This window comes from Mycetocola zhujimingii, assembly GCF_003065425.1.
In the GTDB taxonomy this organism is placed as follows: domain Bacteria; phylum Actinomycetota; class Actinomycetes; order Actinomycetales; family Microbacteriaceae; genus Mycetocola_A; species Mycetocola_A zhujimingii.
The window spans coordinates 624,538-647,787 of sequence record NZ_CP026949.1; the positions used below are offsets into that span (position 1 = coordinate 624,538).

A 23,250-nucleotide genomic window follows, 5' to 3' on the forward strand; every position below is an offset into this window, starting at 1 on the left:
GGCTCGGACGCCGAGCCCCTGTGAGTAGGGCCCCCGTCGGTATCCGAGCGCGCCGCTTATGCGAACGTATGAACGTCCGAGTACAGTGGCGATTCGCTCGCGGCGCGAACCTCCCAGGTCGTCACCGGGGGGCGCGACACGACAGCCGTGTGTGAAGCGAGCATGGCGACGCGGCGACGAAGGTCGCCGACCACCGCTTCGCTCACGACATCTCTCACCAGGGTGGGTTCGCTCTCAAACAGCATCCCGGCGCTGGGCACCAGCAAGAGTTCGACGCGTCCGGCCGAGCCGTCGCGGCGGGAGATCGGTAGCTCGACCACGTCGGACATGTTCGTCTCGACGAGGGCATGAGCGTAAGCGATGAGCGCGCGGGCGATGACATCACCTGTAACGAAGGTCGCACCCGCGTAGTGAATTTTCTTCATGGTCGATGTCCTCCCAGTGATCAGCCCAGCGGTGTGGGCATCATCCCGGGGTCCGGGGGACAATCAACGCATCGGGTGCGCTTCGGCTCAGGCTACGCGCCAAGCCGGTATTAGGGAAGGGCCTGCGGCAAACGGAATTCCGCGGGCGGGTCAGATGACGAGAGTGCGGTCCACAACCTGCTGTGCAACCGTGGAGAGAAGCATCCCGTTGTTGCGTGCGTAGGCCCTCAGGTTGAGGAAAGCCTCGTCGGTTGACGAGTTGTTGAGGAACGCCAGCACGCCCTTTGCCTGCTCGATCAGCACACGGGAGTTCAGCGCCGACTGCAACTGTGACCTGACCGCATCGCTCTCGCTCAGCATCCGTTCGTGGAGGATGCCGATGGTCGCGACATCCGCCAGCGCCTGCGCGGCGCGCACATCGCGCTCGTCGAGGGTGCCCTCTTCCTTACGGAGCAGGTTGAGTGCGCCGATGCGGTTCTCCCGGAGGCGCATCGGCAGGGCGACGACGCCCCTGAAGCCCTGTTCGGCAGCACTGTCGATGAACCGCCGCCACTTCTCCGGTCCCTCGCTGATGTTGGTGAGGGTCACGACCGAGCCCGTCGTGAACGCTTCGATGCAGGGGCCGGCATTGGCCGAGAGCTGCATCAGCTCCACGATGCTCGTCGCTTCACTCGTCGATGCGACGAGTTCAAGGTTCTCCGGAGAATCCCCGAGCAGGATGCCGGCGGCCGTGACATCGAAGAAGGTCTGGCAGCTCTCCACGAGCGTTTGCATCAGCCCGATGGCGTCATAGTCGCTGACGAGTGTGTCTGCGAGGGTCGCAAAAGCTTCGACGAACTCGCCCTCACGTAGTGTCTTAGTCATGAGATCTCCCCGGCTGAGTTGATGTGGAAAGGTCCAGCTTGCGGGCGAGGATGTCTTGGGCAACCTCCTGGACCGGTCGTCCCGCGGCGAAGGCGTGAGCCTGGATAACCAGTCGGGCGTCATCGGGTGAGAGATTGAGTTGGGCGAGCACCATCCCCGTGGCCTGGTGGAGGGTGCGCCGAAAGAACGGGTTGTGCGGCTCGTGTGTGTCTGGCCGGTCGAACTTGTCGAGGGCCTGGCGGAGGACGAGGCGGCTCACCACGGCGGCAAGCGCAACCGAGCGCTGCGCATCGGCGGCGCTGAGTGCGCACGGAGTGGTGCAGTAGAGGTCGATCGCTCCGAGCCGCAGCGACCCGACGAGCATCGGGAAGGCGAAAATCGCCCCGATCTCTTCCTGCCGGAGCGCCTCAGAGAACGCGGGCCAGGTGCGTACCGGTTTGTTGCGTACATCGGGCTCGAGCACGGGACGAGCCGTCGAGAGCGCATCCCAGCACGGGCCTTCGCCGAGATCGAACTGCAGTTCGTCAAGCCTCGCGGCGCGTTCATTGGTGGCCGAAATGGTCTCGGTACCGAACAGCGGCCCGAGCGTCGAGACCGCCGCGCCCTCGACGGGCAGGGTGTCGACAAACGGCCGCGTAAGGTCGGCGTTGTGACCCTCATCGCGGGTGAGGGATTCCATCGCCAGGGTGAACACGTCAGTCATGACGGACACCGCCGTTGCGCTGTCCGCATCGCGTCTCGCGAATGTCTGATCGAATTCTCATAGTCGACCTACGTTACCTGTCGGGCGGTCGATTGAGTAGTGCGTGCCCCGAGCGCGGCGGCATCCGCCCGTCTCAACGTGTGCCGACCATCCGGCTTCGCCGTCAAGGCCCTTTCGAGAGGCAGTGGCGCACCGTAGGGTTGGGGCACCAACCGAGAGGAGACAACCATGTCTGACAACACTGGTGACCTGGGGCCTGACTCGACAATCCCCGACCACAAGACCGGCCTCGCAGCCGGATACACCGGCGAACCGTCGAGCTTTGAGCCCGAGGAGGACCCGGAACACCACTCCGACGACACGGATGCAGACCCTGACGCAGGCGCAGATGCTGCGGCCGGCATCCAGACCGGTGACAAGCGGATCGAGAGCTGAGCCATGACCTACACCTTCTCCGGCTGGCTCGCCAAGCAGAGCGACCGCGATGACGTGGTCGGCGAGCTTGCCCGCAGCGTGCAGAACGACGGACTCTTTCCCAAGCACGGTGACAAGGCCATCTTCGACGGCTATTTCAGCGCCGACAACACGGTGGCCGAAACACGTCAGGCGTTCGAACGCGCCTGGGACGAGTTCGAAGGGCTCCCCGGGTAGATGCGCGTCGTCGTTGTAGGGGCTACGGGCAACATCGGCAGCGCCGTTCTGACCCGTCTGCGTGAAGAACCGTCCGTCACCGAAATCGTCGGTGTCGCGCGGCGCTCGCCGACGGCATCCGTCGCCCCCTACAGCGGGGTCTACTGGCACCAGCTCGACATCGGTGAGTCCACGGCGGCTGCACAGCTCGCCGGGATCTTTGCCGGTGCGGATGCCGTAATCCACCTGGCCTGGGCGCTCCAGCCGAATCACGATGAAGAGCTGCTCTGGCGCACGAACGTGACCGGCACGAAGAACGTGCTCGCGGCCGCCGCCGCAGCACGGGTCGGGCAGGTCGCGTACCCGTCGTCTGTCGCGGCGTACAGCCCTGGCCCCAAGACGCGTCGCGTGGACGAGAGCTGGCCAACCGGGGGAGTGCCGTCGTCGCACTACTCGCGCCACAAGGCGATCAACGAGCGCGCGCTCGACCGGTTCGAGGAAGAGAACCCGGCCATCGTCGTCACCCGGCTGCGGCCGGGATTCGTGTTCAGCCGTGACGCTGCCACCGAGATCGCCGGCCTCTTTGTCGGCAAGGTGGTCCCGCTCGGCTGGCTCAAGTTCGTGCCGGTGCCGTTCGTGCCGCTGCCGCCGCAATTCGTCGCGCAGATCGTGCACTCGAGCGACGTCGCCGACGCGTTCTGGCGTGCCATCGACCGCCGGGCAGCCGGTGCCTTCAACCTGGCCGCCGAGCCGGTGATCAACGGCGAGGTCGTTGCATCCGTTCTCGACGCCAAATGGGTGCGGATCCGGCTTCGTGTCGCCCGGGCCGTTGCCTCGGTGACGTGGAAGCTGCGGCTGCAGAACTCCGACCCGGGCTGGATCGACCTCGGCGCTCTCGTGCCGGTGATGTCGACGGAGCGGGCACGGCGGGAGCTGGGCTGGCAGCCGATGGTGTCGTCGACGGATGCGCTCGCTGAGATTCTCGAGGGCGTCGCCGAACACTCGCGGGTGGAGGCGTCGCCGCAGCTGCGCGGGGTGTAGGTACCCGCGCTCAGCGGGGGTGCCGTCCTACCGTCTGCTCGAGCGCTGCACTTCCAGCGTTGCGCTGCAGATGCTTCTGCAGCGCTGGGCAAGAATCTGCAGCGCTCGGCGCGCACCCGCGCACCCGCGCACCCGGTGACTGGGGCCGCTGCTAACCGACGAGGTTGGCGGCGGCCTCGTCCATGTGCGCGATGATTGTCGTGCGGGCCGTGGCTGCGTCGCCGGTTTCGATGGCGTCGACGATCTCGCTGTGCCGGTCGACCTGCATGTTGGAAATGGCGCGGTCGGCCCCAGCGAACATGATGGACATACGGACGGTGCCCTCGAGCGCCTGCCACGATCGCATCAGGGTCTCATTGTCGGTGAGTCGGCACAGGGTGCGGTGGAAGTTGAGGTCGGACTCGATCCGGTCTTCGAGGCCGTCTTTGGCTGCCCGCGTCATGCCCTCGATGGCGTCGCGGAGCTCGGCGATGACGGCGGAGCGATCGGGCAGGCCGCTGAGGATTCTGGCTGCGAGGGACTCAAGCACCGCCCGAACAGCAAAGACATCGCGGATCTCCTTGTCGCTCAGGCTGCGCACGCTGAGTCGCCCCCTGGCGCCGGCGGAGACGAGGCCTTCCTGCTGCAGTTCGCGCAGTGCCTCGCGCAGCGTGCCCCGGCTGATCTGCAGCGTCTCGGACAGTTCGGTTTCGACGAGGTGTGTTCCCGGGGGAAGCTCGCCGGTTGAGATGGCGCGGCGCAGGGCATCGAGAGCCTGCTGCCTGAGGCTCGTCCGCTCGAGTCCGAGCAGGGATGCCGGTGCCACCATGAGTGATTCCTTTGGTCAGTTGTCGACATTAAGAAGTTGACATTGATGCTAGCAAAGCGCGTGGCGCTCGAGCGGTGTAAAACCGCTCGAGCGCCGTGCTTCCCCCTGTGGCCGCATTCAATCGAGTTCGGAGAGGACTGTTGCGACGATTTTGTCGACCGACAGTCCGTAACGGTCGTGCAGTGTGGGCAGCGCCCCAGCGGCGAGGAACTCGTCGGGGAGCCCGATCGGCACCACCCGCTTGCCGAGTCCCGCCCGCACCGTCGCGCTCGCGACGGTCTCGAACAGCCCGCCGACGACCGAGTGGTTCTCAAGCGTCACGGCGAGGCGGTTGGTGTTGATCGCCCCGAGTACCGTCTCGCTGTCGAATGGCTTGATCGTCGGGGTGTGCACGACCGCGACGTCCACTTTGTGTTTGGCGAGAGCATCCGCCGCCTGAAGCGCGCGCATCGTCATCAGCCCGCTGGAGATAAAGACGACGTCGGTGCCGCCACGCAGCTCCTTGGCCTTGCCGAGTTCGAACGAGTAGTCATACTCGTCGAGCACGGTCGGCACCTTGCCGCGCAACAGGCGCAGGTAGGTGGGGCCGTCGCTCGCCGCGAGCTGCGGCACAGCCTGCTCGATATCGACCGAGTCACACGGGTCGACGATGGTGAGGTTCGGCATGCCGCGGAAGATCGCCATGTCCTCGGTGGCCTGGTGGCTCGGACCGTACCCGGTGGTGAGACCGGGCAGGCCGCCGACGATGTTGACGTTGAGGTTGGGCTCGGCGATGTCGAGGCAGAGGAAGTCATACGCACGCCGCGCCGCGAACACCGAGTAGGTGGATGCGAACGGCACGAGTCCGGTCTCAGCGAACCCGGCGGCCGCACCGAACAGCAGCTGCTCGGCCATGCCCATCTGGAAGAACCGCTCCGGGAACGCCTGGGCGAAGATGTGCATGTCGGTGTACTTGCCGAGGTCGGCGGTGAGGCCGACGATCCTGTCGTTCTCCTCGGCCGCCTTCACCAGCGCGTGCCCGAAGGGGGTCGGTGCCGTCTTCTGGCCGGGGTCGGCGAACGAGGCGATCATCGCCGAGGTCTTGAGCTTCGGTGTTGAGGTTGTCGTGCTCATGAGCGAGCCGTCCCTTCGTGTGCAGCGGCCTCGAAGCCCGCGGTCAGCTGGTCGCGGCAGATCTGCCACTCGCTCTCGTCGATGCGCATGAAGTGCGCCTTCTCCCGGTTCTCGAGCAACGGCACACCGCGGCCGACGAGCGTGTCACAGAGGATCATCGAAGGCCGGCCGGTGGCGGATGCCTGCTCGCTCGCGTTCGAGAACGCCCGGACGAGCTGCTCAGGATCGTTGCCGTCCACCCGCTGCGTGAACCAGCCGAACGCTTCCCACTTCTCGGTGACCGGTTCGGTGCTGAGCACGGTGTCGGTCTTGCCGTCGGCCTGGAGCGCGTTGATGTCGACCATCGCGGTGAGGTTGCCGAGCTGGTGGTGGTGCGCGCCCATCGCGGCTTCCCAGGTTGAGCCCTCGTCCAGCTCGCCGTCGGAGAGGAAGTTGAACACCCGGGCGTCCGAGCCCTGGAAGCGCAGGCCGAGCGCCATGCCGACGGCGACGCCGAGTCCGTGGCCGAGCGAGCCGCCCGAGATCTCCATCCCTGGCGTGTAGCTCGCCATGCCGGACATCGGCAGTCGCGAGTCGTCGGACCCGTAGGTGTCGAGTTCATCGACCGGGACGATGCCCGCCTCGGCCAGCGCCGCGTAGTGGCCGATGGCGTAGTGCCCGGTCGAGAGCAGGAATCGGTCCCTGCCCTCCCACTCGGGCTCGTCCGGCCTGAACCGCAACTGGTCGGCGTAGACGGCGGCCATGATGTCGGCGGAACCGAGCGCCTGGCCGACGTAGCCCTGGCCCTGCACCTCTCCCATGTTGAGTGCGTAGTGGCGCATCCGGTAGGCGGCTGCGCCGACCCGCTCGACGCGATCCTCGAGTGAGGCGGCGGCGGCCGGTGGCCGCTCGTGTGTGAGCTGGCTCATGTCAGGACACTCCTTCGTGGCTGGTGGGGGTGACGCGAGCGGCATCCGTGTGCTCCGAGGCATCCGCCCGGCGTGCGGCGTGCGAGTGCCGGGCGGCGCTCGAACCCTCGGTGGACACTGCCCGGTGCGCGACGTCGGCGGTCGTGGCCTGGTCGGCGAGCTGGCGTTCGCGCTTGCCCCAGGTCTCCCGGGTGATGAGCGCCGCCCAGAGGCCGATCGCCGCGTAGAAGCTGAACAGCAGCGCCGGTCCGACCCAGCCCATCCCGATGAAGAGGAGAGTGGTGACGAACGGGGTGAAGCCGGCGACCATAGCCGAGATCTGGTAGGCCAGTGATGCGCCCGACGACCTCGTGTTCGCATTGAACAGCTCGGGGAACCACGCGCCCTGTGCGCCGGCCAGTGAGTTCTGGCAGATGGCGTACGAGATCACCATCGTGGCGATGATGACCGGGAAGAGGCCGGTGTTGACGAGCAGGAACATCGGGATGCCGTAGAGCATGGCGAACAGGCACGACCAGATGTAGACCGGCCGCCGGCCGACACGGTCGGTGAGCCTGCCCCAGGCCATGGTGGCGAAGATGCCGATTCCGGATGCCACCACCAGGCCGATGAGGGTCTCCGACTTGTCTGCAAGCTCTGTGGTGTGCAGGTACGAGATCATGTACGTGATCGACACCGCGTAGCCCGCTGTCTCGGCGATCCGCAGGCCGATGCCGCGGACGATGTTGCGCCAGTCGGTCTTGATGACCTCGATGATTGGGTTCTTGACGATCTGGCCGTGTTCCTTGACGTCTTCGAAGACGGGGGACTCGGGGACCTTCGCGCGGATGATGAGTCCGACGGCGACGAGCACGATGCTCGCGAGGAACGGGACCCGCCAGGCCCAGTCGCCGCCGAGCGATCCGCTGGCGAGGAAGACGAGGTTGGCGAGCAGGAGCCCGACCGGGAAGCCGGCCTGGACGATGCTCGTGTACTTGCCCTTCTGCTTCCACGGCGCGTGTTCGTAGCTCATCAGGATCGCGCCGCCCCACTCGGCGCCGAACGCGAGGCCCTGGACGATGCGTACGAGCACCAGCAGGATCGGGGCGATGATGCCCGCCGTCTGATAGGTCGGCAGGAGCCCGATCGCGAACGTCGCGAGGCCCATCAGGATGAGGGATGCCACAAGCACGGGCTTTCGGCCGAGCTTGTCGCCGAGGTGACCGCCGATGATGCCGCCGATCGGGCGGGCGGCGAAGCCGACACCCAGCGTGGCGAAAGCCGCGAGGGTGCCGGTGACCGGGTCTCCGCCCGGGAAGAAGGCGGTGCCGAAGTAGAGGGCCGCTGCCGTGCCGAAGCCGATGAAGTCGTAGGTCTCGATGACTGCGCCCACACCGGAGCCGATGGCCACTTTTCGGGCATCTTTCGTTCCCGAGACTGGTCCGCGCATTGTCAGAGCGTCGTTGCTCATTGAAATACCTTTCAATCGCTGTGACTGTCGACCGCCGACAGCATCACGTTCAGGACAGTCTGAGCTTCTTGATCGAGCTTGTCAACAGGCAACATAAAACTGCTAGCCGTTGACTGTTGACAGTGAAATCCGTAGTCTCGATTCACCGCGGTTGTCACTCACCGCTGACACTCAGAGGATCACAATGACGTTTAACCCTCGCCTCGGCTGCTCGACGATCAGCTTCCGGCACCAGCGCCTGGCCGACGCGCTCGCCACAATTCGCGCGGCAGGCTTCGAGGAGGTCGACCTCGGCGCGCTGCCCGGCGTCTGCGACCACGTCCCCTTTGTTCTTGATGCGGATGCCGTCGGCGCTGTCGCCGAGACGGTACTCTCCTCAGGGCTGCGCGTGCGTTCGGTCAACGGCGATATCGGTGACCTGAACCGCGTGCTCTCAGCTCATGAGCGGGCGGCCCGGCGGGAGCACCTCGACATGCTGCTCTCGCTCACTCGGGCCATCGGCGCGCGGGCGCTCGTGCTGCCGTGCGGCGCGCTCGATCACGAACCCCTCCGCAGCCTCGACCAGGACCTCGACACCGTCGCCGCCGAATTGATCGCCGCGTCGGACCGAGCCCGAGAGGTCGGGGTGGAGCTCTGGACCGAGTCGCTCCACTTCCTCCGGCTGTGCTGGAACATCGACCGCGCGGCCCGACTCACCGGCCGGCTCACGGGTACCGGCGTGGGCATCGTGATGGACTTCAGCCACGTCACGGCATCCGGTGGATCGCCGATCGACTTCGTGGACCGCTTCGGCCCGGCCATCAGGCATGTTCACCTGCGTGACGCCGTGCCGGGCAACATCCGTCTCAGCATCGGCAACGGTGTCGCCGACTTCGCCGGTGGGCTGCGGGCGCTCGCCGAGTCGGGTTATCGCGGGCACTTCTCACTCGAGCTGGAGACCGGCGACGTGACGGATGCCGAGCGGCCGGCGGCGGCCGTCGCGGCGGCATCCGTTCTCTCGCCCCTTCTCGGAACTCGCACCGATCCCGCCCTTCACTCTCTACTCTTCTGACTGCCCAATCGATCTCAAGGAGACATCATGACCGACAACATCCAGCGCACCGCCGTTCTCACGGGCGCTACCTCCGACCGCGGAATCGGTGTGACCACCGCCAGGCGTTACGCCCGCGAGGGGTGGGCGATCGTCATTCTCGATCTCGACGGGGAGAAGTCCACGGCGGTCGCGGCGGAGATCAGCGCGGAGTTCGGGGTGCCGGCGTTTGGGCACCGGGTCGATGTGGCTGATGAGGCGTCGGTGCTCGCCGCCCAGGAAGCCGTTGCCGGCGAGGTGTCGGCCGGGCGGCTGCCCGCGATCGGAGCGCTCGCGAACATCGCGGGCATCACGTCGCCGGTGCCGTTCCTCGAGACCACGCTCGAGCTGTGGAACAAGGTGATGGCCGTCAACGCTACGGGCACCTACCTGGTGACGAAGGCGTTCCTGCCGGCGATGATCGAGAACCAGTGGGGGCGTATCGTGAACATGTCGTCGGTGTCGGCGCAGCGTGGTGGTGGCGTGTTCGGCAAGGTGCCGTACTCGGCGGCGAAGGCGGCGATCCTCGGGTTCACGAAGGCACTCGCGCGGGAGCTCGGCGACAACGGCGTGACGGTGAACGCGGTGACGCCCGGTGCGGTCGACACGAACATCCGCGTGGGCAGCACGCCGGAACAGGAGGAGGCGATTGCGGCGGGCATTCCGCTCGGGCGCACGGCGACTGCCGAGGAGGTCGCCGCCGTGATCACGTTCCTGTCGTCGCAGGACGCCGGCTACGTCACCGGGACCACCGTCGACATCAACGGTGGCAGCCACATCCACTAGTCACCCCGGCGCGCCCTCCACTCGAGCGCTGCACTTCCAGCGTTGCGCTGCAGATGCTTCTGCAGCGCCGGACAAGAATGTGCCGCGCTCGGTGCGTGAACCCGCTGGGTGCTCAACGGTCACGCCCGGTTTGGTGCCCGTTCACGCGGAGTTTGCCCGTGCCCGCTTGGGTGGGAGCGTCCGCCGCTCGACGGACGCGAGACTCTCACAGGGGAACAACCAACAATGCATGCACCTGACACCGTGCGCCGGCGCCGAATCGTGACGTCCGTGGCATCCGCAATGCTGATCGCGGGGATCAGCATTGCCTCTCCGCTCGCCGCCTTCGCGGCGCCCGACGACAATGGCGGAGCAGCGCGCAACGACTCGGACCAGACCGAGGCGCTGCGACAGTCGATTCTCGACAGCGACGCGAAGAACGTCATCCTGCTCATCGGCGATGGGATGGGCGACAGCGAGATCACCGTCGCTCGCAACTACGCCGAGGGCGCCGCTGGTGAGTTCGCCGGAATCGACGCACTGCCGCTGACCGGCCAGTACACGACGTACGCGCTCAACAAGGACGGCACCCCCAACTACGCGTCCGAGTCGGCGTCGACGGCATCCGGCTGGTCGACGGGAACCAAGACTTACAACGGGGCGCTCTCGGTCGACATCGCGGGTGAGGCCCAGTCGACGCTGCTCGAACTCGCCAAGGCGAACGGGCTGAAGACGGGCAACGTGTCGACGGCGGAGATTCAGGATGCCACGCCGGGCGCGGAGATCGCGCACGTGTCGGCGCGGTCCTGCTACGGGCCGACGGCCACCACGAAGACCTGCCCTGAGGCGGCGCTGGAGAACGGCGGGCTCGGCTCGATCTCGGAGCAGTTGCTCAACGTGCGCCCCGACGTGACGCTCGGTGGTGGGTCGAAGACCTTCAACGAAAAGGCGGTTGCAGGGCCGTGGCAGGGGCAGACGCTGTTCGACCAGGCCGAAGAGCGCGGCTACCAGCTCGTGAACGACGCTGCTTCGCTCGCCGCGGTGTCGGCGGCCGACGCGACGGCGCCGGTGCTCGGCCTCTTCACCGAGGGCAACTTTCCGACCCGCTGGGTCGGGCCCGAGGCCACGGTGGGCGGCGGAGACCTCGCTCCGGTCAGCTGCACCGAGAACCCCGCGCGGCTCGACACCGGACTCTCCCTCGGATCGTTGACCAGCAAGGCCATCGACCTGCTGGCATCCGACGACCAGGGCTTCTTCCTCCAGGTCGAGGGCGCGAGCATCGACAAGCGCGACCACGCTGCGGATGCCTGCGGCCAGATCGGTGAGACCGTCGACCTGGATGAGGCGGTGCAGGAGGCGCTCGAGTTCGCGAAGGCCGACGGTGACACCCTCGTCGTCGTGACCGCTGACCACGCGCACACGAGCCAGATCCTCGGTTCGACGCCTCCCGGTTTGAGCGCACACCTGCTCACCGAAGAGGGCCAGCCGATGATCGTTGGCTACGGCACGGCTGAGGCTGGCGAGTCGCAGCAGCACACGGGTTCGCAGGTGCGCATCGCCGGGTACGGACCGGGTGCGGCCAATGTCGTCGGGCTCACCGACCAGACCGACCTGTTCTTCACCTCCGCGAACTCACTGTCGTTGAACCGTGACCTGGCCTCATTGAGTGCGGATGCCACGCTGTCGCTGTCCGCGTCGGCCGTGAAGCCCGGCGAGGAATTCACGGCCACGGTCGACGGTCTGGACGCCGACTGGCAGGTGGGTGGCGTGATCGAATCCGACCCGGTCGACCTCGGCCAGGCCGACGTTCTGCGGGGTGACGCATCGTTCACGGTGACGGCGCCCGCCGAGTTGGGGGAGCACACGGTTACCCTCACCGGGGTGCAGACGGGAACCGTGCTGACGGCATCCGTCGTTGTCGCTGAAGACCCGGCGTCGGTGCCGGTGCCTGTGCCGGCGGCGCCGGCTGATCCTGCGGCGGGGGCTGCGGGTTCGGGTGCCGGGGGCGGCTCGGGTGTGGGCGGCTCGGGTGTGCTCGGCTCGACGGGTGCGGTGGTCGGTCCGCTGGCGGCGCTCGCCGCGCTGCTGATGGCGGCCGGCACGGTGCTCGCACTGCGGCACCGGCGCAGGCAGGGGCAGCTCGCGTAGGGGGTCGTTCGTTCAGCCGCTCAGCGGGGCCGGTGAGTCGCGGGGGCGGCTGCCGGCCCCGCTGGTCTCTGTCGGTCTCGCTGCCGGCAGCTGTGCCTCACGCGATCCACTCGAGCGCTGCACTTCCAGCGTTGCGCTGCAGATGCTTCTGCAGCGCTGGGCAAGGATCTGCAGCGCTCGGTGCGCACCCGCACTCGCGCGCACCCGCGCACCCGCACTCGGCGTGCACCCGCGCTCGCCGAACCCAGCCGCGCGACCGTCGGCATCCGTTTCGTGGGGATGCCGTCACGCCATTTACTTGAGCGCCGCACTTCCAGCGTTGCGCTGCAGATGCTTCTGCAGCGCTGGGCAATGATCTGCCGCGCTCGGTGCGCACCCGCGCTCGCCGAACCCAGCCGCGCGACCGCGGCATCCGTTTTCGTTGGGATGCCGTCACGCCATTTACTCGACCGCTGCACTTCCAGCGTTGCGCTGCAGATGCTTCTGCAGCGCTGGGCAAGGATCTGCCGCGCTCGATGCGCACCCGCGCTCGGGGACACCCGCGCACCCGTGCTGGCGGGCACCTGCGCTCGCCGCGCACCCGCGCTCGCCGAACCCAGCCGCGCGACCGCGGCATCCGTTTTCATTGGGTTGCAGTCGCGCCATCTACTCGAGCGCTGCACTTCCAGCGTTGCGCTGCAGATGCTTCTGCAGCGCTGGGCAAGGATCTGCCGCGCTCGATGCGTCCGCTAGAGCTGGCCCTGGATCTCGTCGCCCGCGGGGAGCGGCTCGAGGCGGGTGACCTCGACCGGGCGCGCCAGCTTGCCCTCGAGTGCGATGTTGAGCGCGGCGACCGCTGCGCCGCGGCCGTGGGCGTCGAGAAGCTCGGCGGACTCCCACTTTTCGATCATCATGATCGTGTTGTCGGGGGTGCGGTGGATCGCGTAGAGAATGCAGCCCGGCTCGTCGTGCACGGCGGCGATGGCGGGAACGAGTGCTTCATGCACCGCGTCGAACTGGCCGTCGACGGGAACGAAATGGGCGGTGACAACGATGGGCTGGGTCATCCTGCGATGTTACAGGCGGCCGGTTAGCTCGCGGAGATCGGGCCGCTCACGAGCGTGAAGCCGGCCGCGTCGATTTCTGAACCGACGGCATCCGGATCGAGGTCCGTTGCACTGATCACGGTAACGACCGAGGTTCCGCCGGGGTTGAGGTCGACATCGACCGAGTCGACACCCTTGATGCGTTCGAGCGTGTTCATCATCGTGGCGATGCAGCGCCCGCGGGTCATCCCGGTGACGCCGAGCACCGACGACACCCGTGCCCGCGAGCCGGACACGCGCGGCGCACCGATCACAGTGTCGGAGCGGACCATCGGAGCGGGCGCGGATGAGCAGGCGCATGCGCCGCCGTTTCCGCAGCCACCGGCGTTGCTTCCGCAGCCGCCCGCGTTACTCCCGCAGCCACCCGCACTGCTCCCGCCGCCACCCGCACTGCTCCCGCCGCTGCCGCAGACGCACTCGCCGCCGCAGCCGCCGCTCGGTTCGGAGTGTCCTGCGTCTTTGGCGGTCAGGCCGAGGTCGTTGAGGGGTCCTGTCGACATGGTGTCCCTGGCCTTTAGTCGGCCGAGAGCGGTGCGCTCACGAGCGCGTAACCGGCCTCTTCGATGGCCGCGGCAACGTGGGCTTTGTCCAGCGGAGCCTCGCTCATCACGACGACCGACGAAACACCCTCGGGGTTGAGCGTGATGTCGACACCGTTCACGCCGTAGATCTCGGCCAGTTCCTCGGTGACGCTCTTCACGCAGTGCTCGCAGGTCATGCCCGACACGGAAAGCTCAGTCACGACGCTGCCCGCCGGTACGGATGCCGTGCCGCGGCTGATATTGACGCCGTGACCAGCCCCGTGACCGGCTGCCGCGCCGTGACCGCCGCACATGCATCCGCCGCCGCCGCGGCCGCATCCGCAACCGCCGCCCGAGCCCCCGCTCGCGTGGACATCGGTGAGGCCGAGGTCACGAATGGGGCGCTGCTCGCCGCGCGCGGTCAGGCCGAGGTCGGTGTGGTCGGTCATGAAATCTCCTTGGGATGGAACAGGGTCGGTTAGGAGCGGACGAGTCGGGCAATCGCGGCCGACGCCTCGCGGATCTTCTCTTCGGCGACAGGACCACCCTCGCGGGTCGCCTCCGCGACGCAGTGGGTGAGGTGATCGTCGAGCAGCTGCAGGGCGACGGTCTCGAGAGCCTTCGTCGCCGCTGACACCTGCGTGAGGATGTCGATGCAATACACGTCGTCTTCGACCATGCGCTGGATACCGCGAACCTGGCCCTCCGCCCGGCGAAGCCGCTTCACGAGATCGGCCTTGTTGTCGACGTATCCATGCATGATGACCTCCGTATGCTCCCTCCAATATACCCGGCAGGGGTATTGGGGGCAATCGAGCGGATGCTGCCCGCTGAGCACTAAGCCTCTTGTGTAGATACCCCTAGGGGGTATATCTTTCCGGTATGAAAGACCATGAAATTCCGGATGCCGGTGCGTCGCGGTCGGATCGCCAGGCGCCGGTTTCCCGCAGCGAAGACACGCCACACGAGGCGGGTGCGGCGAGCGATTACGCGGCTCACTCCGGGAGTGACACTGACCACGCCACTCATCTCGGGATGGATCACGACGCCATGAGTCGCGGTGCCGGACATGGTGGTGGTGACGAGCGGGGCGACCGCGCCGGGATGGACCGCGGCGTCGGCGGTCACGAGAGCCACACCGGGATGGCGCACGGCGGCGGCGGTCACGAGAGCCACACCGGGATGGCGCACGGCGGCGGCGGTCACGAGAGCCACACCGGGATGGCCCGCGGCGGCGGCGGGCACGAGAGCCACACCGGGATGGACCACGCCGGTATGGGTCACGGTGGCATGAACCACGGGGGCGGGCTCGAGCACCACGCCGGGATGGATCACTCGGGTACGGACCACGCCGGGATGAACCACGTGGGTATGAACCACGCCGGCGGGCTCGAGAACCACGCCGGAATGGATCACTCAACCATGGGCCACGCCGGGATGGACCACTCGGCCATGGGCCACAGCGGGCACAGCGGTCACAGCGGACACGCCGGACACGCCGGCCACGGCGACCACGTCGGCCAGTTCCGCCGCCTGTTCTGGGTGATGCTCGTGATCGCGATCCCCGTCGTGGCGTTCAGCAGCATGTTCGCGTCAATCATCGGCTACTCGCTCCCCGACATCCCCTGGATCAGCTGGATCTCACCGGTCCTCGGCACCGTGATGTTCGTCTGGGGTGGCAGGCCGTTCCTCACCGGAGCGGTCGCCGAGATCAAAGCCCGCCAGCCGGGCATGATGCTGCTCATCGGACTCGCCATCTCGGTGGCGTTCGCCGCATCCTGGGGCGCGAGCCTTGGCATCCTCGACCACCAGCTCGACTTCTGGTGGGAACTCGCCCTCCTCATCGTGATCATGCTGCTCGGGCACTGGATCGAGATGCGATCGCTGGCCCAGACGTCGTCGGCGCTCGACTCTCTTGCCGCGCTTATTCCGGACGAGGCCGAGCGCGTCGACGGTGACAGCATCACCGTCGTGCCGCCGGCCGACCTTCGGGTGGGGGACCTCGTCGTTGTGCGGCCGGGAGGCCGGGTTCCCGCTGATGGACGTGTGGAGGACGGCACCGCCGACGTCGATGAGTCGATGATCACCGGTGAGTCGATGCCCGTCCGACGGGGGCCCGGCGACCCGGTCGTCGCCGGAACCGTCGCCACCGATTCGGCGCTGAGGGTGCGCGTGACGGCGGTCGGTGAGGACACGGCGCTTGCCGGCATCCGTCGGCTGGTGACCGATGCGCAGAACTCGACCTCGCGGGCGCAACGGCTGGCCGACAAGGCCGCGGGCTGGCTGTTCTGGTACGCGCTGGGTGCCGCCGCGATCACGGCTGTGGCGTGGACGCTCCTCGGCACGCCCGACGAGGCGATCATCCGCACGATCACGGTGCTGGTGATTGCCTGCCCGCACGCGCTCGGCCTGGCGATTCCGCTCGTCGTGTCGATCTCGACCGAGCGGGCCGCCCGCGCCGGCGTGCTCGTCAAGGATCGGCTCGCGCTCGAGAGCATGCGCACCGTCGATACCGTGCTGTTCGACAAGACCGGCACCCTCACCCGCGGCGAACCCGCTCTGGCTGGCATCGCGCCTGCTGACGGGTGGACCGAGGATGAGGTGCTCGCCCTCGCGGCAGCCGCCGAAGCTGACAGCGAGCATCCGCTGGCGCGCGCCCTCGTTGCGGCGGCGGCGAGTCGCGGGGTGGCACTCGCGGCGGCATCCGATTTTCGGTCATCTCCCGCGGTGGGCGTCGAGGCGATGGTCGAGGGTCGGCGGGTGGAAGTGGGCGGCCCCGGCCTGCTCGAGCGGACGGGCGCGGCACCGCTGCCCGCGACCGCGGAGTGGAGCGACCAGGGTGCGACGGTGCTGCACGCTCTCGTCGACGGGCGGGTCGCCGGTGCGTTTGCGTTGCGCGATGAGATCCGGCCGGAATCTCGGGATGCCGTCAGCGCGCTTCACGCCCGCCAGGTCCAGGTGGTGATGATTACCGGCGACGCCGAGGCCGTGGCACAGTCGGTGGCGGGTGAGCTGGGCATCGATCGGGTCTTCGCCGGCGTGCGCCCGGGGGACAAGGCGGCGAAGGTCGCCGAGTTGCAGGCCGAGGGGCGCAGGGTTGCGATGGTCGGAGACGGCGTGAACGACGCCCCGGCGCTCGCGCAGGCGGATGTCGGGCTCGCCATCGGGGCGGGGACCGACGTCGCGATCGCCTCCGCCGGCGTCATTCTGGCCAGCGATGACCCGCGAGCCGTGCTCTCCGTGATCGAGTTGTCGCGCGCGAGCTACCGCAAGATGCAGCAGAACCTCTGGTGGGCTGCCGGCTACAACCTCGTGTCGGTGCCGCTCGCCGCCGGGGTGCTCGCGCCGGTCGGTTTCGTGCTGCCGATGGCGGTCGGCGCCGTGCTCATGAGCCTGTCGACGATCATCGTCGCGCTCAACGCTCAGTTGCTGCGACGGCTCGACCTGCGGCCCGGTGCTGCTGCGGCGGTGTCGGCGCGGGCGGATGCCGTCCGCGCGAGATAGGCGGGCTGAGGATGCCATCGGCGCGAGATAGGGACAACGGCCTGAGATAAGGATCCTGGAGCCGGTTTGGTCCTTATCTGGGCGCTTTGTCCTTGTGTGGCGGTGCCTGCCGGCCCGTGCCGCGGCATCCGCCCGCTATACAACACCGCGAGTTGCTGACTTTGCCCGGGTTAGGGCACCGCGGACCCGTGCAAACCCAGCAACTCGCGAGCGGCGCGCTACGGCGCCTTGAACCCGATCGCCTTGTGTGTCCCGTCGCAGAACGGCTTGATCGCCGATACCCCGCACCGGCACAGAGCCACAGTCTTGCGGGTGCGCTCGATCGGCTCCCCGTCGGGCGTGGTGAGGTCCATCTCACCGCGCACGAGCAGCGGCCCGTTCGGGCAAGCGATGATCTGCGTGGGCTCGGGCTTACCAGCCATGCTCGTCACGCTGCGGTCCCGGATGTCGTTGCTCGCGGCATCCGCAACGCTGACGCGCCTGCGCTCCACGCCTCGACCATGACCTGCCCGGCCCAGTCGTCGACGGTGAGGCAGGCTGCGGCACCGAACAGGATGTCGGGGAGCAGGTCGGGCTCGTCTTCGGCGAGGGCACCGGCGAGGTCGCGGCCCGCGATCTGCTCGTGCACGGCGTCAGCTTCAACGTGCTCGTCGAAGTACCAGCACACGGCGTCGTCGAATCCGTTGCGGCGGAATCCGCGCGCGTACAGCCCGTTCGGAATCGACGAGGTCATCTCGAACGCGGCGAGGTGCCCGGCGATCGCGCCGCGGAGACGGCGGTTCAGCCCGAACATCGACATCATGTTCTGCGATGCGAGGGTCACGGCGGGCACGAAGTCGAGGTAGGCGCCGTAGGTGGTGTCGAGACCGAGGCCCGTCATGGTGCCCGCGAAGATGGCGGCGTGCATGCGGTCGGGGCGGCCTCCGCCGTACTCGTCGGCCTGGATCTCCACGAGGGCCGCCTTGGGCCGACCCGAGAGCCGCGGAATCGCCCAGGAGTGCGGGTCTGCTTCCTTGAGCGTGTAAATGGAGCGGTGGATGAGGAACTCTTCGAGCTGCTCGCGGTTCGCCTTCGCCGCGACGAAGCGCGACAGGCTGGGCCCACTGCTCTCGGCACCGGTCAGGGTGAAGAGGGTGTCAGCGACGGCGGCCATGGTGGGCTCGGGAGCGTCCGGCACCGGAACGTCGCGCCGCAGTTGAGCTTCGAACGCCGCCTCGATCACGCGGCGGGCGGCGATGAGGTGCGGATGCCATTCCCACGCGTCGTTCGCGTCGGCGAGCGATCCGTAGTGCAGGCCATAGAGCAGGAACAGCGCCAGCTGAATGTCGTCGTCGTTCACGATGTCGATCGACGCGGCGACGGCGGCAGCGGCGTCGGCGGCGAGGTCGGCGGTCGCGGAGTCGTCGTCAGTTGGCGTCGTGCGAACGAGAGTGAGGATGCGGTTGCTCAGCGGGCCCCGCGCGGTGGGCGTCCGGGGTGCGCCGGTGGTGGCCGCGAGGCCGTCTGTTGCGGTCGAGTCACTCGATGCAGCGGGGGCGTCGGCAGTGTTCATCGGACGGGAGTCGGTGGGAAAGGTCAGTGCCATATCTCTACTCTGTGCAGCCCCTGCAGCGTCGTCAACCCCCGCTCCCCGATGCGGTATTTCGGCGCTTTTCGTGCTACGCATCCGGGTTTTTTGGGGGTGCGGGTCGCGCGTGCCGCGCACCATTGCCGACCGCATCGCCGACCGCATCCGCACCGTCGACAGCATCCGCGCGCCGACAGCATCCGTCCCGCGGAATATGACGGCGTGAGACACGCAACCGGGCACACGGGAAGCGGTCGTTCTAGGGTGAAGGCAGATCCCGATGACGACAAGGACGTGCACCATGACAGGCATCCCCACTGTGGAGCTCGGCGACGGTCTCGCCACCTCCGCGCAGGGCCTCGGGGGCATGGCCCTCACCGACGTGTATGGCGCCGCCGACCCCGACCGGTCGGTCGCGACGATCAACCACGCGATCGACATCGGCGTGACCTTTCTCGACACCGCGAACGTGTACGGGCAGGGCGCAAACGAGGAGCTCTTCGCCCGCGTGCTCAGGCACCGCCGCGCGGAGGTCGTGCTCGCGACCAAGTTCGGCATCCTGCCGACGCCCGACGACGGTGGGTTCCGGGCGAGGGGCGACGCTGCCTACGTGCACGAGTCGATCGACGCGAGCCTCACGCGACTCGGCACCGACAGCGTCGACCTCTACTACTACCACCGCGTCGATTCGCGGGTGCCGATCGAGGAGACGGTTGGCGCGCTCGCCGAGCTGGTCACCGCGGGCAAGGTGCGGCACATCGGCCTCTCGGAGGTCACCGCCCTCGAACTCGAACGCGCACACGCGGTGCACCCGATCGCCGCTGTGCAGAGTGAGTGGTCGCTGTGGAGCCGCGACATCGAGGAGTATGTCATCCCCACCGCGGCGCGGCTCGGCATCGGGTTCGTCGCCTACTCACCGCTCGGTCGCGGGTTCCTGACGGGCGGGGTGACGGATGCCGCGGCGCTGGGTGAGAAGGATGCCCGGCGCAACTTCCCCCGCTTCAGCGACGAGAACTTCGCCGCCAACGTCGCGGCGGTTGAGGTTGTGCGGCAGGTGGCTGACGTCGAAGGTCTCGCGCCCGCGCAGGTCGCGCTCGCCTGGGTTTACGCCTCGGGCCGGCGGCTTGGCGTTCCCGTGGTGCCGATTCCCGGCACCCGCAAAGCGCACCGGGTCGACGAGAACGCCGCGGCTGTCACGGCGACGCTCAGCGACGCCAGCCTCGCCCGGCTCGATGGTATTTACGCCGGCATCGAGGGCGAGCGGGCCAGCGATCCGCTCTACATCTCCCGCGGCAGAGAGCAGCGGGAGCACGCGCACGAGCGTCGCGCATCCGGAACGGAAGGACCCCGATGACCGAGCCGAAGAAACTCATCGTCAACCTCTTCGAGATGAACTGTGTCAGCCACATCTCGCACGGGTTGTGGGTGCTGCCGGGCAACAACCGGCACCGGTTCAACGACATCGACTACTGGACCGAACTCGCCCAGCTCCTCGAGGCCGGCGGCTTCGACGGCATCTTCCTGGCGGATGTGGTCGGCGCGTACGACGTGTTCCGCGACGGTCCGGAGACGGCGTTGCGCGAGGGCGTGCAGATCCCCAACAACGATCCGCTGCTGGTGATCCCGGCGATGGCCGCCGTCACCAAACACCTCGGCTTCGGCGTCACCTTCTCGACCACCTACGAACCGCCGTTCGCCTTCGCGCGCCGGATGAGCACACTCGACCACCTCACTAAAGGCCGCATCGGCTGGAACGTGGTCACCTCGTACCTGCCCAACGCGGCGCGCAACTTCGGCCTCGACGGTGAAATGCCCAAGGCAACACGGTACGAGCGCGCCGATGAATACCTCGATGTGCTCTACAAGCTGTGGGAGGGCTCGTGGGATGACGACGCGGTGCTCAACGACCGCGACAACCGGGTCTACACCGACCCCGACAAGGTCCGTTACATCAACCACGAGGGCGAGCACTTCAAGGTCGCCGGGCCGCACCTGAGCGAGCCCTCGCGGCAGCGCACGCCGGTGATCTACCAGGCCACCGGCTCGCCGGAGGGGATCGAGTTCGCCGGGCGTCACGCCGAGGTCGTGTTCACCGGCGGTCGTACCGTCGAGGACTTCCAGAAGAACGCGAACGAGATGCGGGATGCCGCGATCCGGCAGGGACGCGACGGTGACGACATCCGTTTCATCGTCCAGGCTGGCGTTGTGGTCGGTCGCACCGACGAGGAGGTCGCGGCGAAGCTGCAGAGCTACCGCGAGAATACGAGCGTCGATGGCATCCTCGCGCACGGCAGTCTGCCGTTCGACCTGACCGCGTACCCGTCAGACGCGACCATCGCCACGGTGATCGACGACGTCGGACCGCACCCGATGCTCTCGAGCATGGGACCCGAGACCACGGTCGAAGAGGCGCTCGGCCGCATCACCGCGGGCCGGGAGGGCCGCTTCTTCGTGGCGGGGACGCCGCTCGAGGTCGCCGACACGATCGAGAGCTGGCTCGACGATGACGGGATCGACGGCATCAACCTGCGCCAGTACCACTCGTTCGAGACGGCGCGTGATTTCATCGAGCTCGTCGTTCCCGAGCTGCGCAAGCGCGGGCGGATGCGCGAGAGTTACCCCGAGGGTGAGACCCTCCGCGAGCGGCTCTTCGGCGAGGGCAACGCCCGCCTGCCTGAGCGCCACGTCGCGGCGCGGTATCGCGGGGGAGCGAACCTCGATGTGCCGGTGGAGCCGATCCGCTACCGCTGACGGGGCGGCATCGACAGGTTCGCAGGTGATCGCACGCTTATCAGGATGCGATGGCCGAGATGGTCCTGATAAGCGCGCGATGTCCTGTTTGCGGGCGGCTGGAGAGCGGCGGTGCTGCCACGGCGAGCCAGCGAACGGATGCCGCCGCGCTGGCACAAGGACAAAGCGCCGGGATAAGGACGGGATGGGGCCAACCGTCCTTGCCTCGGCGCTATTTCCTTGTCTCGGCTCGCTCGAGCGGGACGCGAGCGGGGAGTGGGCCTGGGTTTGCGGCATCCGCTCGACGGGTTTACAGGTGATCGCACGCTTATCAGGATGCGATGGCCGAGATCGTCCTGATAAGCGTGCGATGTCCTGTTTTGCGTGCGGCGCTGGGTGGTGCTCGAGCGGCGGAGAAGCAACGGCGGGATCGAACGGATGCTGCCGCGTCGGCACAAGGAGATAGCGCCGAGATAAGGATGGGATGGGGCCGACCGTCCTTGCCTCGGCGCTTTTTCCTTATCTCGGCTCGCTGGAGCGGGACGCGAGCGGGGAGAGCGCCTGGGTCGGCGGCATCCGGATGCCGCCGCGCCGACACAAGGAGAAAGCGCCGAGATAAGGATGGGATGGGGCCGACCGTCCTTGCCTCGGCGCTATTTCCTTAGCTCGGCACCGCCGCAGCCTCGCGCAGCTCCTTCCACGCGGCATTGGGCGCCCGATCGTTGAGGAAGAACTCGCCGACCGTGCGCTTCTTGTAGATCACCGGGTTGTGCGACGACACCGTGCGTGCGTTCCGCCAGTGCCGGTCGAGCTTGCGGGCCGACGACGCAGCGGATGCCCCACCCACCTCAAAAAGTCGGGTCGCGGCGGCAAGCACCACGTCGACGATCGCGACCTGGGCCGAATACACGGCGATCTCGGCCGCCGTAACCGCGGCGTCGTCGAGCGTGCCGTCCGTGTTCGTGCGGTACGCGGCATCCACCGCAGCAGCCGCGCTCGCCACGAGGGCATCGGCCGTGAATGACGCGGCCGCCACCTCGCCGACGACGCTCTGCACGAGCGGATCCTCGCGCGGCAACGGGTTACTCGCCGTGATGAACGTGCGCGTGCGCGGCCGAACGTACTCAACGGTGTCGGTGAGCACCGCCTTGCCGATCCCGGCGAGAGTGGCAACGAGCACCAATTGGAAGAACGCCGTCACATGGTTGATGCGGGCGTCGGTGTAGCGGGTGATGTCATCGGCGTCGACCTCCGCGTGGTCGAAGATCGTCGTACCGCTCCCGGTCAGCCGCTGCCCGAATCCGTCCCAGTCATCGAGGCGCTCGACGCCGGGGTCGTCGGTGCGCACCACGTACGAAACCCGCCCGCCGTCGGCATCCCGCGCGCTCCCGCTCACCCAGTCGGCAAAGATCGTGCCGGTGCTGTAGTACTTCTTCCCCGTGACGAAGAACCTGCCGTTCTCCTCCGAGACCACCGTGCTGACCTCGGCGAGTGACGCGCCGGTCAACTCGCTCGACGCGTTGCCGACGAGATCACCCGCGGCGACCCGGCGCAGCCACTTCTCCCGCACCTCGGCATCCGGATGAACGAGTCGCGTCTCAACGAACGCAAAGTGGCCACGCAGCAGCTGCGGGAGGTTCGAGTCGGCGGCCCCAAGCTCGCTCAACAGGCGCGCGAGCTGGCCGACCGTTGCACCGAAGCCGCCGTACTCCCGCGGGACCCGCACCGCACCGAAGCGCTCGGCCTTGAGCCACGCGACCGCCTCGAACGGAAGTGCCCGCTCGGCCTCCCGCTCGACGGCGCCCTCCCGAATGCGCTCGAAGACCGGCGCGAACAGGCCGCTGAGCTCGTCATCGCTGAGTGCCCGGGCTGTGGTGTCGGTTGTGGTGTCGAGAAGGGTGGTCATCGTCGTCTGCTTT

Annotated in this window: 23 protein-coding genes; 9 read left to right on the top strand and 14 right to left on the bottom strand. The window is 67.7% G+C overall.

Annotated features, from left to right (window positions below; genetic code table 11):
- Positions 1-56: 56 nt before the first annotated feature.
- The 3 genes from C3E77_RS02930 to C3E77_RS02940 all read right to left on the bottom strand — a co-directional run bounded on the left by C3E77_RS02930 (position 57) and on the right by C3E77_RS02940 (position 1,992).
- Positions 57-425: a hypothetical protein gene (locus C3E77_RS02930; protein ID WP_108390267.1), complete on the bottom strand. Its 369-nt coding sequence runs from the start codon at positions 423-425 to the stop codon at positions 57-59.
- Between the two features lie 150 nt (positions 426-575).
- Positions 576-1,289, bottom strand: a complete 714-nt coding sequence (locus tag C3E77_RS02935) for a GAF and ANTAR domain-containing protein (protein WP_108390268.1) — start codon at positions 1,287-1,289, stop codon at positions 576-578.
- On the bottom strand, positions 1,282-1,992 hold the full coding sequence (locus tag C3E77_RS02940; protein WP_234031270.1) for a GAF and ANTAR domain-containing protein: 711 nt from the start codon (positions 1,990-1,992) through the stop codon (positions 1,282-1,284). The genes C3E77_RS02935 and C3E77_RS02940 overlap by 8 nt, the downstream gene beginning before the upstream one ends.
- Before the next feature lie 228 nt (positions 1,993-2,220).
- On the opposite strand from C3E77_RS02940, the gene C3E77_RS02945 reads away from it, so the two are divergent.
- Genes C3E77_RS02945 through C3E77_RS02955 form a run of 3 tightly spaced genes read left to right on the top strand, consistent with a single transcriptional unit; the run spans position 2,221 to position 3,663 of the window.
- Positions 2,221-2,427 carry a hypothetical protein gene (locus C3E77_RS02945; RefSeq protein ID WP_108390269.1) on the top strand — a complete coding sequence of 69 codons (207 nt, stop codon included), beginning with the start codon at positions 2,221-2,223 and terminating at the stop codon, positions 2,425-2,427.
- Between the two features lie 3 nt (positions 2,428-2,430).
- Positions 2,431-2,643, top strand: a complete 213-nt coding sequence (locus tag C3E77_RS02950) for a YozE family protein (RefSeq protein ID WP_108390270.1) — start codon at positions 2,431-2,433, stop codon at positions 2,641-2,643.
- Positions 2,644-3,663 (top strand): NAD-dependent epimerase/dehydratase family protein, encoded by a 1,020-nt coding sequence (locus C3E77_RS02955; protein ID WP_108390271.1) that lies wholly within the window; start codon positions 2,644-2,646, stop codon positions 3,661-3,663.
- 151 nt (positions 3,664-3,814) lie between these two features.
- Here C3E77_RS02955 and C3E77_RS02960 read toward each other — a convergent pair whose 3' ends face one another.
- The 4 genes from C3E77_RS02960 to C3E77_RS02975 all read right to left on the bottom strand — a co-directional run bounded on the left by C3E77_RS02960 (position 3,815) and on the right by C3E77_RS02975 (position 7,942).
- A complete protein-coding gene (locus tag C3E77_RS02960) occupies positions 3,815-4,471 on the bottom strand; it encodes a GntR family transcriptional regulator (RefSeq protein ID WP_108390272.1) in 657 nt (218 codons plus the stop codon).
- A 117-nt stretch (positions 4,472-4,588) separates the two neighbouring features.
- Entirely contained in the window at positions 4,589-5,584 is a 996-nt protein-coding gene (locus tag C3E77_RS02965) for a transketolase family protein (protein WP_108390273.1), read from the bottom strand.
- Positions 5,581-6,492, bottom strand: a complete 912-nt coding sequence (locus C3E77_RS02970) for a transketolase (protein ID WP_108390274.1) — start codon at positions 6,490-6,492, stop codon at positions 5,581-5,583. Before C3E77_RS02970 ends, C3E77_RS02965 begins: the two co-directional genes overlap by 4 nt.
- A 1-nt stretch (position 6,493) precedes the next feature.
- Positions 6,494-7,942: an MFS transporter gene (locus tag C3E77_RS02975; protein WP_108390275.1), complete on the bottom strand. Its 1,449-nt coding sequence runs from the start codon at positions 7,940-7,942 to the stop codon at positions 6,494-6,496.
- Positions 7,943-8,126: 184 nt separating this feature from the next.
- On the opposite strand from C3E77_RS02975, the gene C3E77_RS02980 reads away from it, so the two are divergent.
- The 3 genes from C3E77_RS02980 to phoA all read left to right on the top strand — a co-directional run bounded on the left by C3E77_RS02980 (position 8,127) and on the right by phoA (position 11,924).
- Entirely contained in the window at positions 8,127-8,993 is an 867-nt protein-coding gene (locus tag C3E77_RS02980) for a sugar phosphate isomerase/epimerase family protein (RefSeq protein ID WP_108390276.1), read from the top strand.
- A gap of 27 nt (positions 8,994-9,020) precedes the next feature.
- A complete protein-coding gene (locus C3E77_RS02985) occupies positions 9,021-9,797 on the top strand; it encodes an SDR family NAD(P)-dependent oxidoreductase (RefSeq protein ID WP_108390277.1) in 777 nt (258 codons plus the stop codon).
- 270 nt (positions 9,798-10,067) lie between these two features.
- Positions 10,068-11,924: an alkaline phosphatase gene (gene phoA / locus C3E77_RS02990; protein WP_234031271.1), complete on the top strand. Its 1,857-nt coding sequence runs from the start codon at positions 10,068-10,070 to the stop codon at positions 11,922-11,924.
- 728 nt (positions 11,925-12,652) lie between these two features.
- Here the strand turns inward: phoA and C3E77_RS02995 are convergent.
- The 4 genes from C3E77_RS02995 to C3E77_RS03010 are packed head-to-tail and all read right to left on the bottom strand — an operon-like array spanning position 12,653 to position 14,290.
- Positions 12,653-12,970, bottom strand: coding sequence for a putative quinol monooxygenase (locus C3E77_RS02995; RefSeq protein ID WP_108390278.1), 318 nt, complete (start codon positions 12,968-12,970; stop codon positions 12,653-12,655).
- A gap of 23 nt (positions 12,971-12,993) precedes the next feature.
- Positions 12,994-13,509: a heavy-metal-associated domain-containing protein gene (locus C3E77_RS15360; RefSeq protein ID WP_162924899.1), complete on the bottom strand. Its 516-nt coding sequence runs from the start codon at positions 13,507-13,509 to the stop codon at positions 12,994-12,996.
- A 14-nt stretch (positions 13,510-13,523) separates the two neighbouring features.
- Positions 13,524-13,979: a heavy-metal-associated domain-containing protein gene (locus C3E77_RS03005; protein ID WP_234031272.1), complete on the bottom strand. Its 456-nt coding sequence runs from the start codon at positions 13,977-13,979 to the stop codon at positions 13,524-13,526.
- A 29-nt stretch (positions 13,980-14,008) separates the two neighbouring features.
- On the bottom strand, positions 14,009-14,290 hold the full coding sequence (locus tag C3E77_RS03010; protein WP_108390280.1) for a metal-sensitive transcriptional regulator: 282 nt from the start codon (positions 14,288-14,290) through the stop codon (positions 14,009-14,011).
- A 611-nt stretch (positions 14,291-14,901) separates the two neighbouring features.
- Between C3E77_RS03010 and C3E77_RS03015 the strand changes: the two genes are divergently transcribed.
- Entirely contained in the window at positions 14,902-17,034 is a 2,133-nt protein-coding gene (locus C3E77_RS03015; RefSeq protein ID WP_418288070.1) for a heavy metal translocating P-type ATPase, read from the top strand.
- Positions 17,035-17,252: 218 nt separating this feature from the next.
- On the opposite strand, the gene C3E77_RS03020 is transcribed toward C3E77_RS03015, so the two are convergent.
- Positions 17,253-17,456, bottom strand: coding sequence for a CDGSH iron-sulfur domain-containing protein (locus C3E77_RS03020; protein WP_108392990.1), 204 nt, complete (start codon positions 17,454-17,456; stop codon positions 17,253-17,255).
- Between the two features lie 5 nt (positions 17,457-17,461).
- Positions 17,462-18,619: an iron-containing redox enzyme family protein gene (locus C3E77_RS03025; protein ID WP_232528906.1), complete on the bottom strand. Its 1,158-nt coding sequence runs from the start codon at positions 18,617-18,619 to the stop codon at positions 17,462-17,464.
- A gap of 283 nt (positions 18,620-18,902) precedes the next feature.
- On the opposite strand from C3E77_RS03025, the gene C3E77_RS03030 reads away from it, so the two are divergent.
- Both C3E77_RS03030 and C3E77_RS03035 read left to right on the top strand, forming a co-directional pair.
- Entirely contained in the window at positions 18,903-19,955 is a 1,053-nt protein-coding gene (locus tag C3E77_RS03030; protein WP_108390281.1) for an aldo/keto reductase, read from the top strand.
- A complete protein-coding gene (locus C3E77_RS03035) occupies positions 19,952-21,352 on the top strand; it encodes an LLM class flavin-dependent oxidoreductase (RefSeq protein WP_108390282.1) in 1,401 nt (466 codons plus the stop codon). Before C3E77_RS03030 ends, C3E77_RS03035 begins: the two co-directional genes overlap by 4 nt.
- 640 nt (positions 21,353-21,992) lie before the next feature.
- Here C3E77_RS03035 and C3E77_RS03040 read toward each other — a convergent pair.
- Entirely contained in the window at positions 21,993-23,237 is a 1,245-nt protein-coding gene (locus tag C3E77_RS03040; RefSeq protein WP_108390283.1) for an acyl-CoA dehydrogenase family protein, read from the bottom strand.
- Between the last annotated feature and the right edge of the window lie 13 nt (positions 23,238-23,250).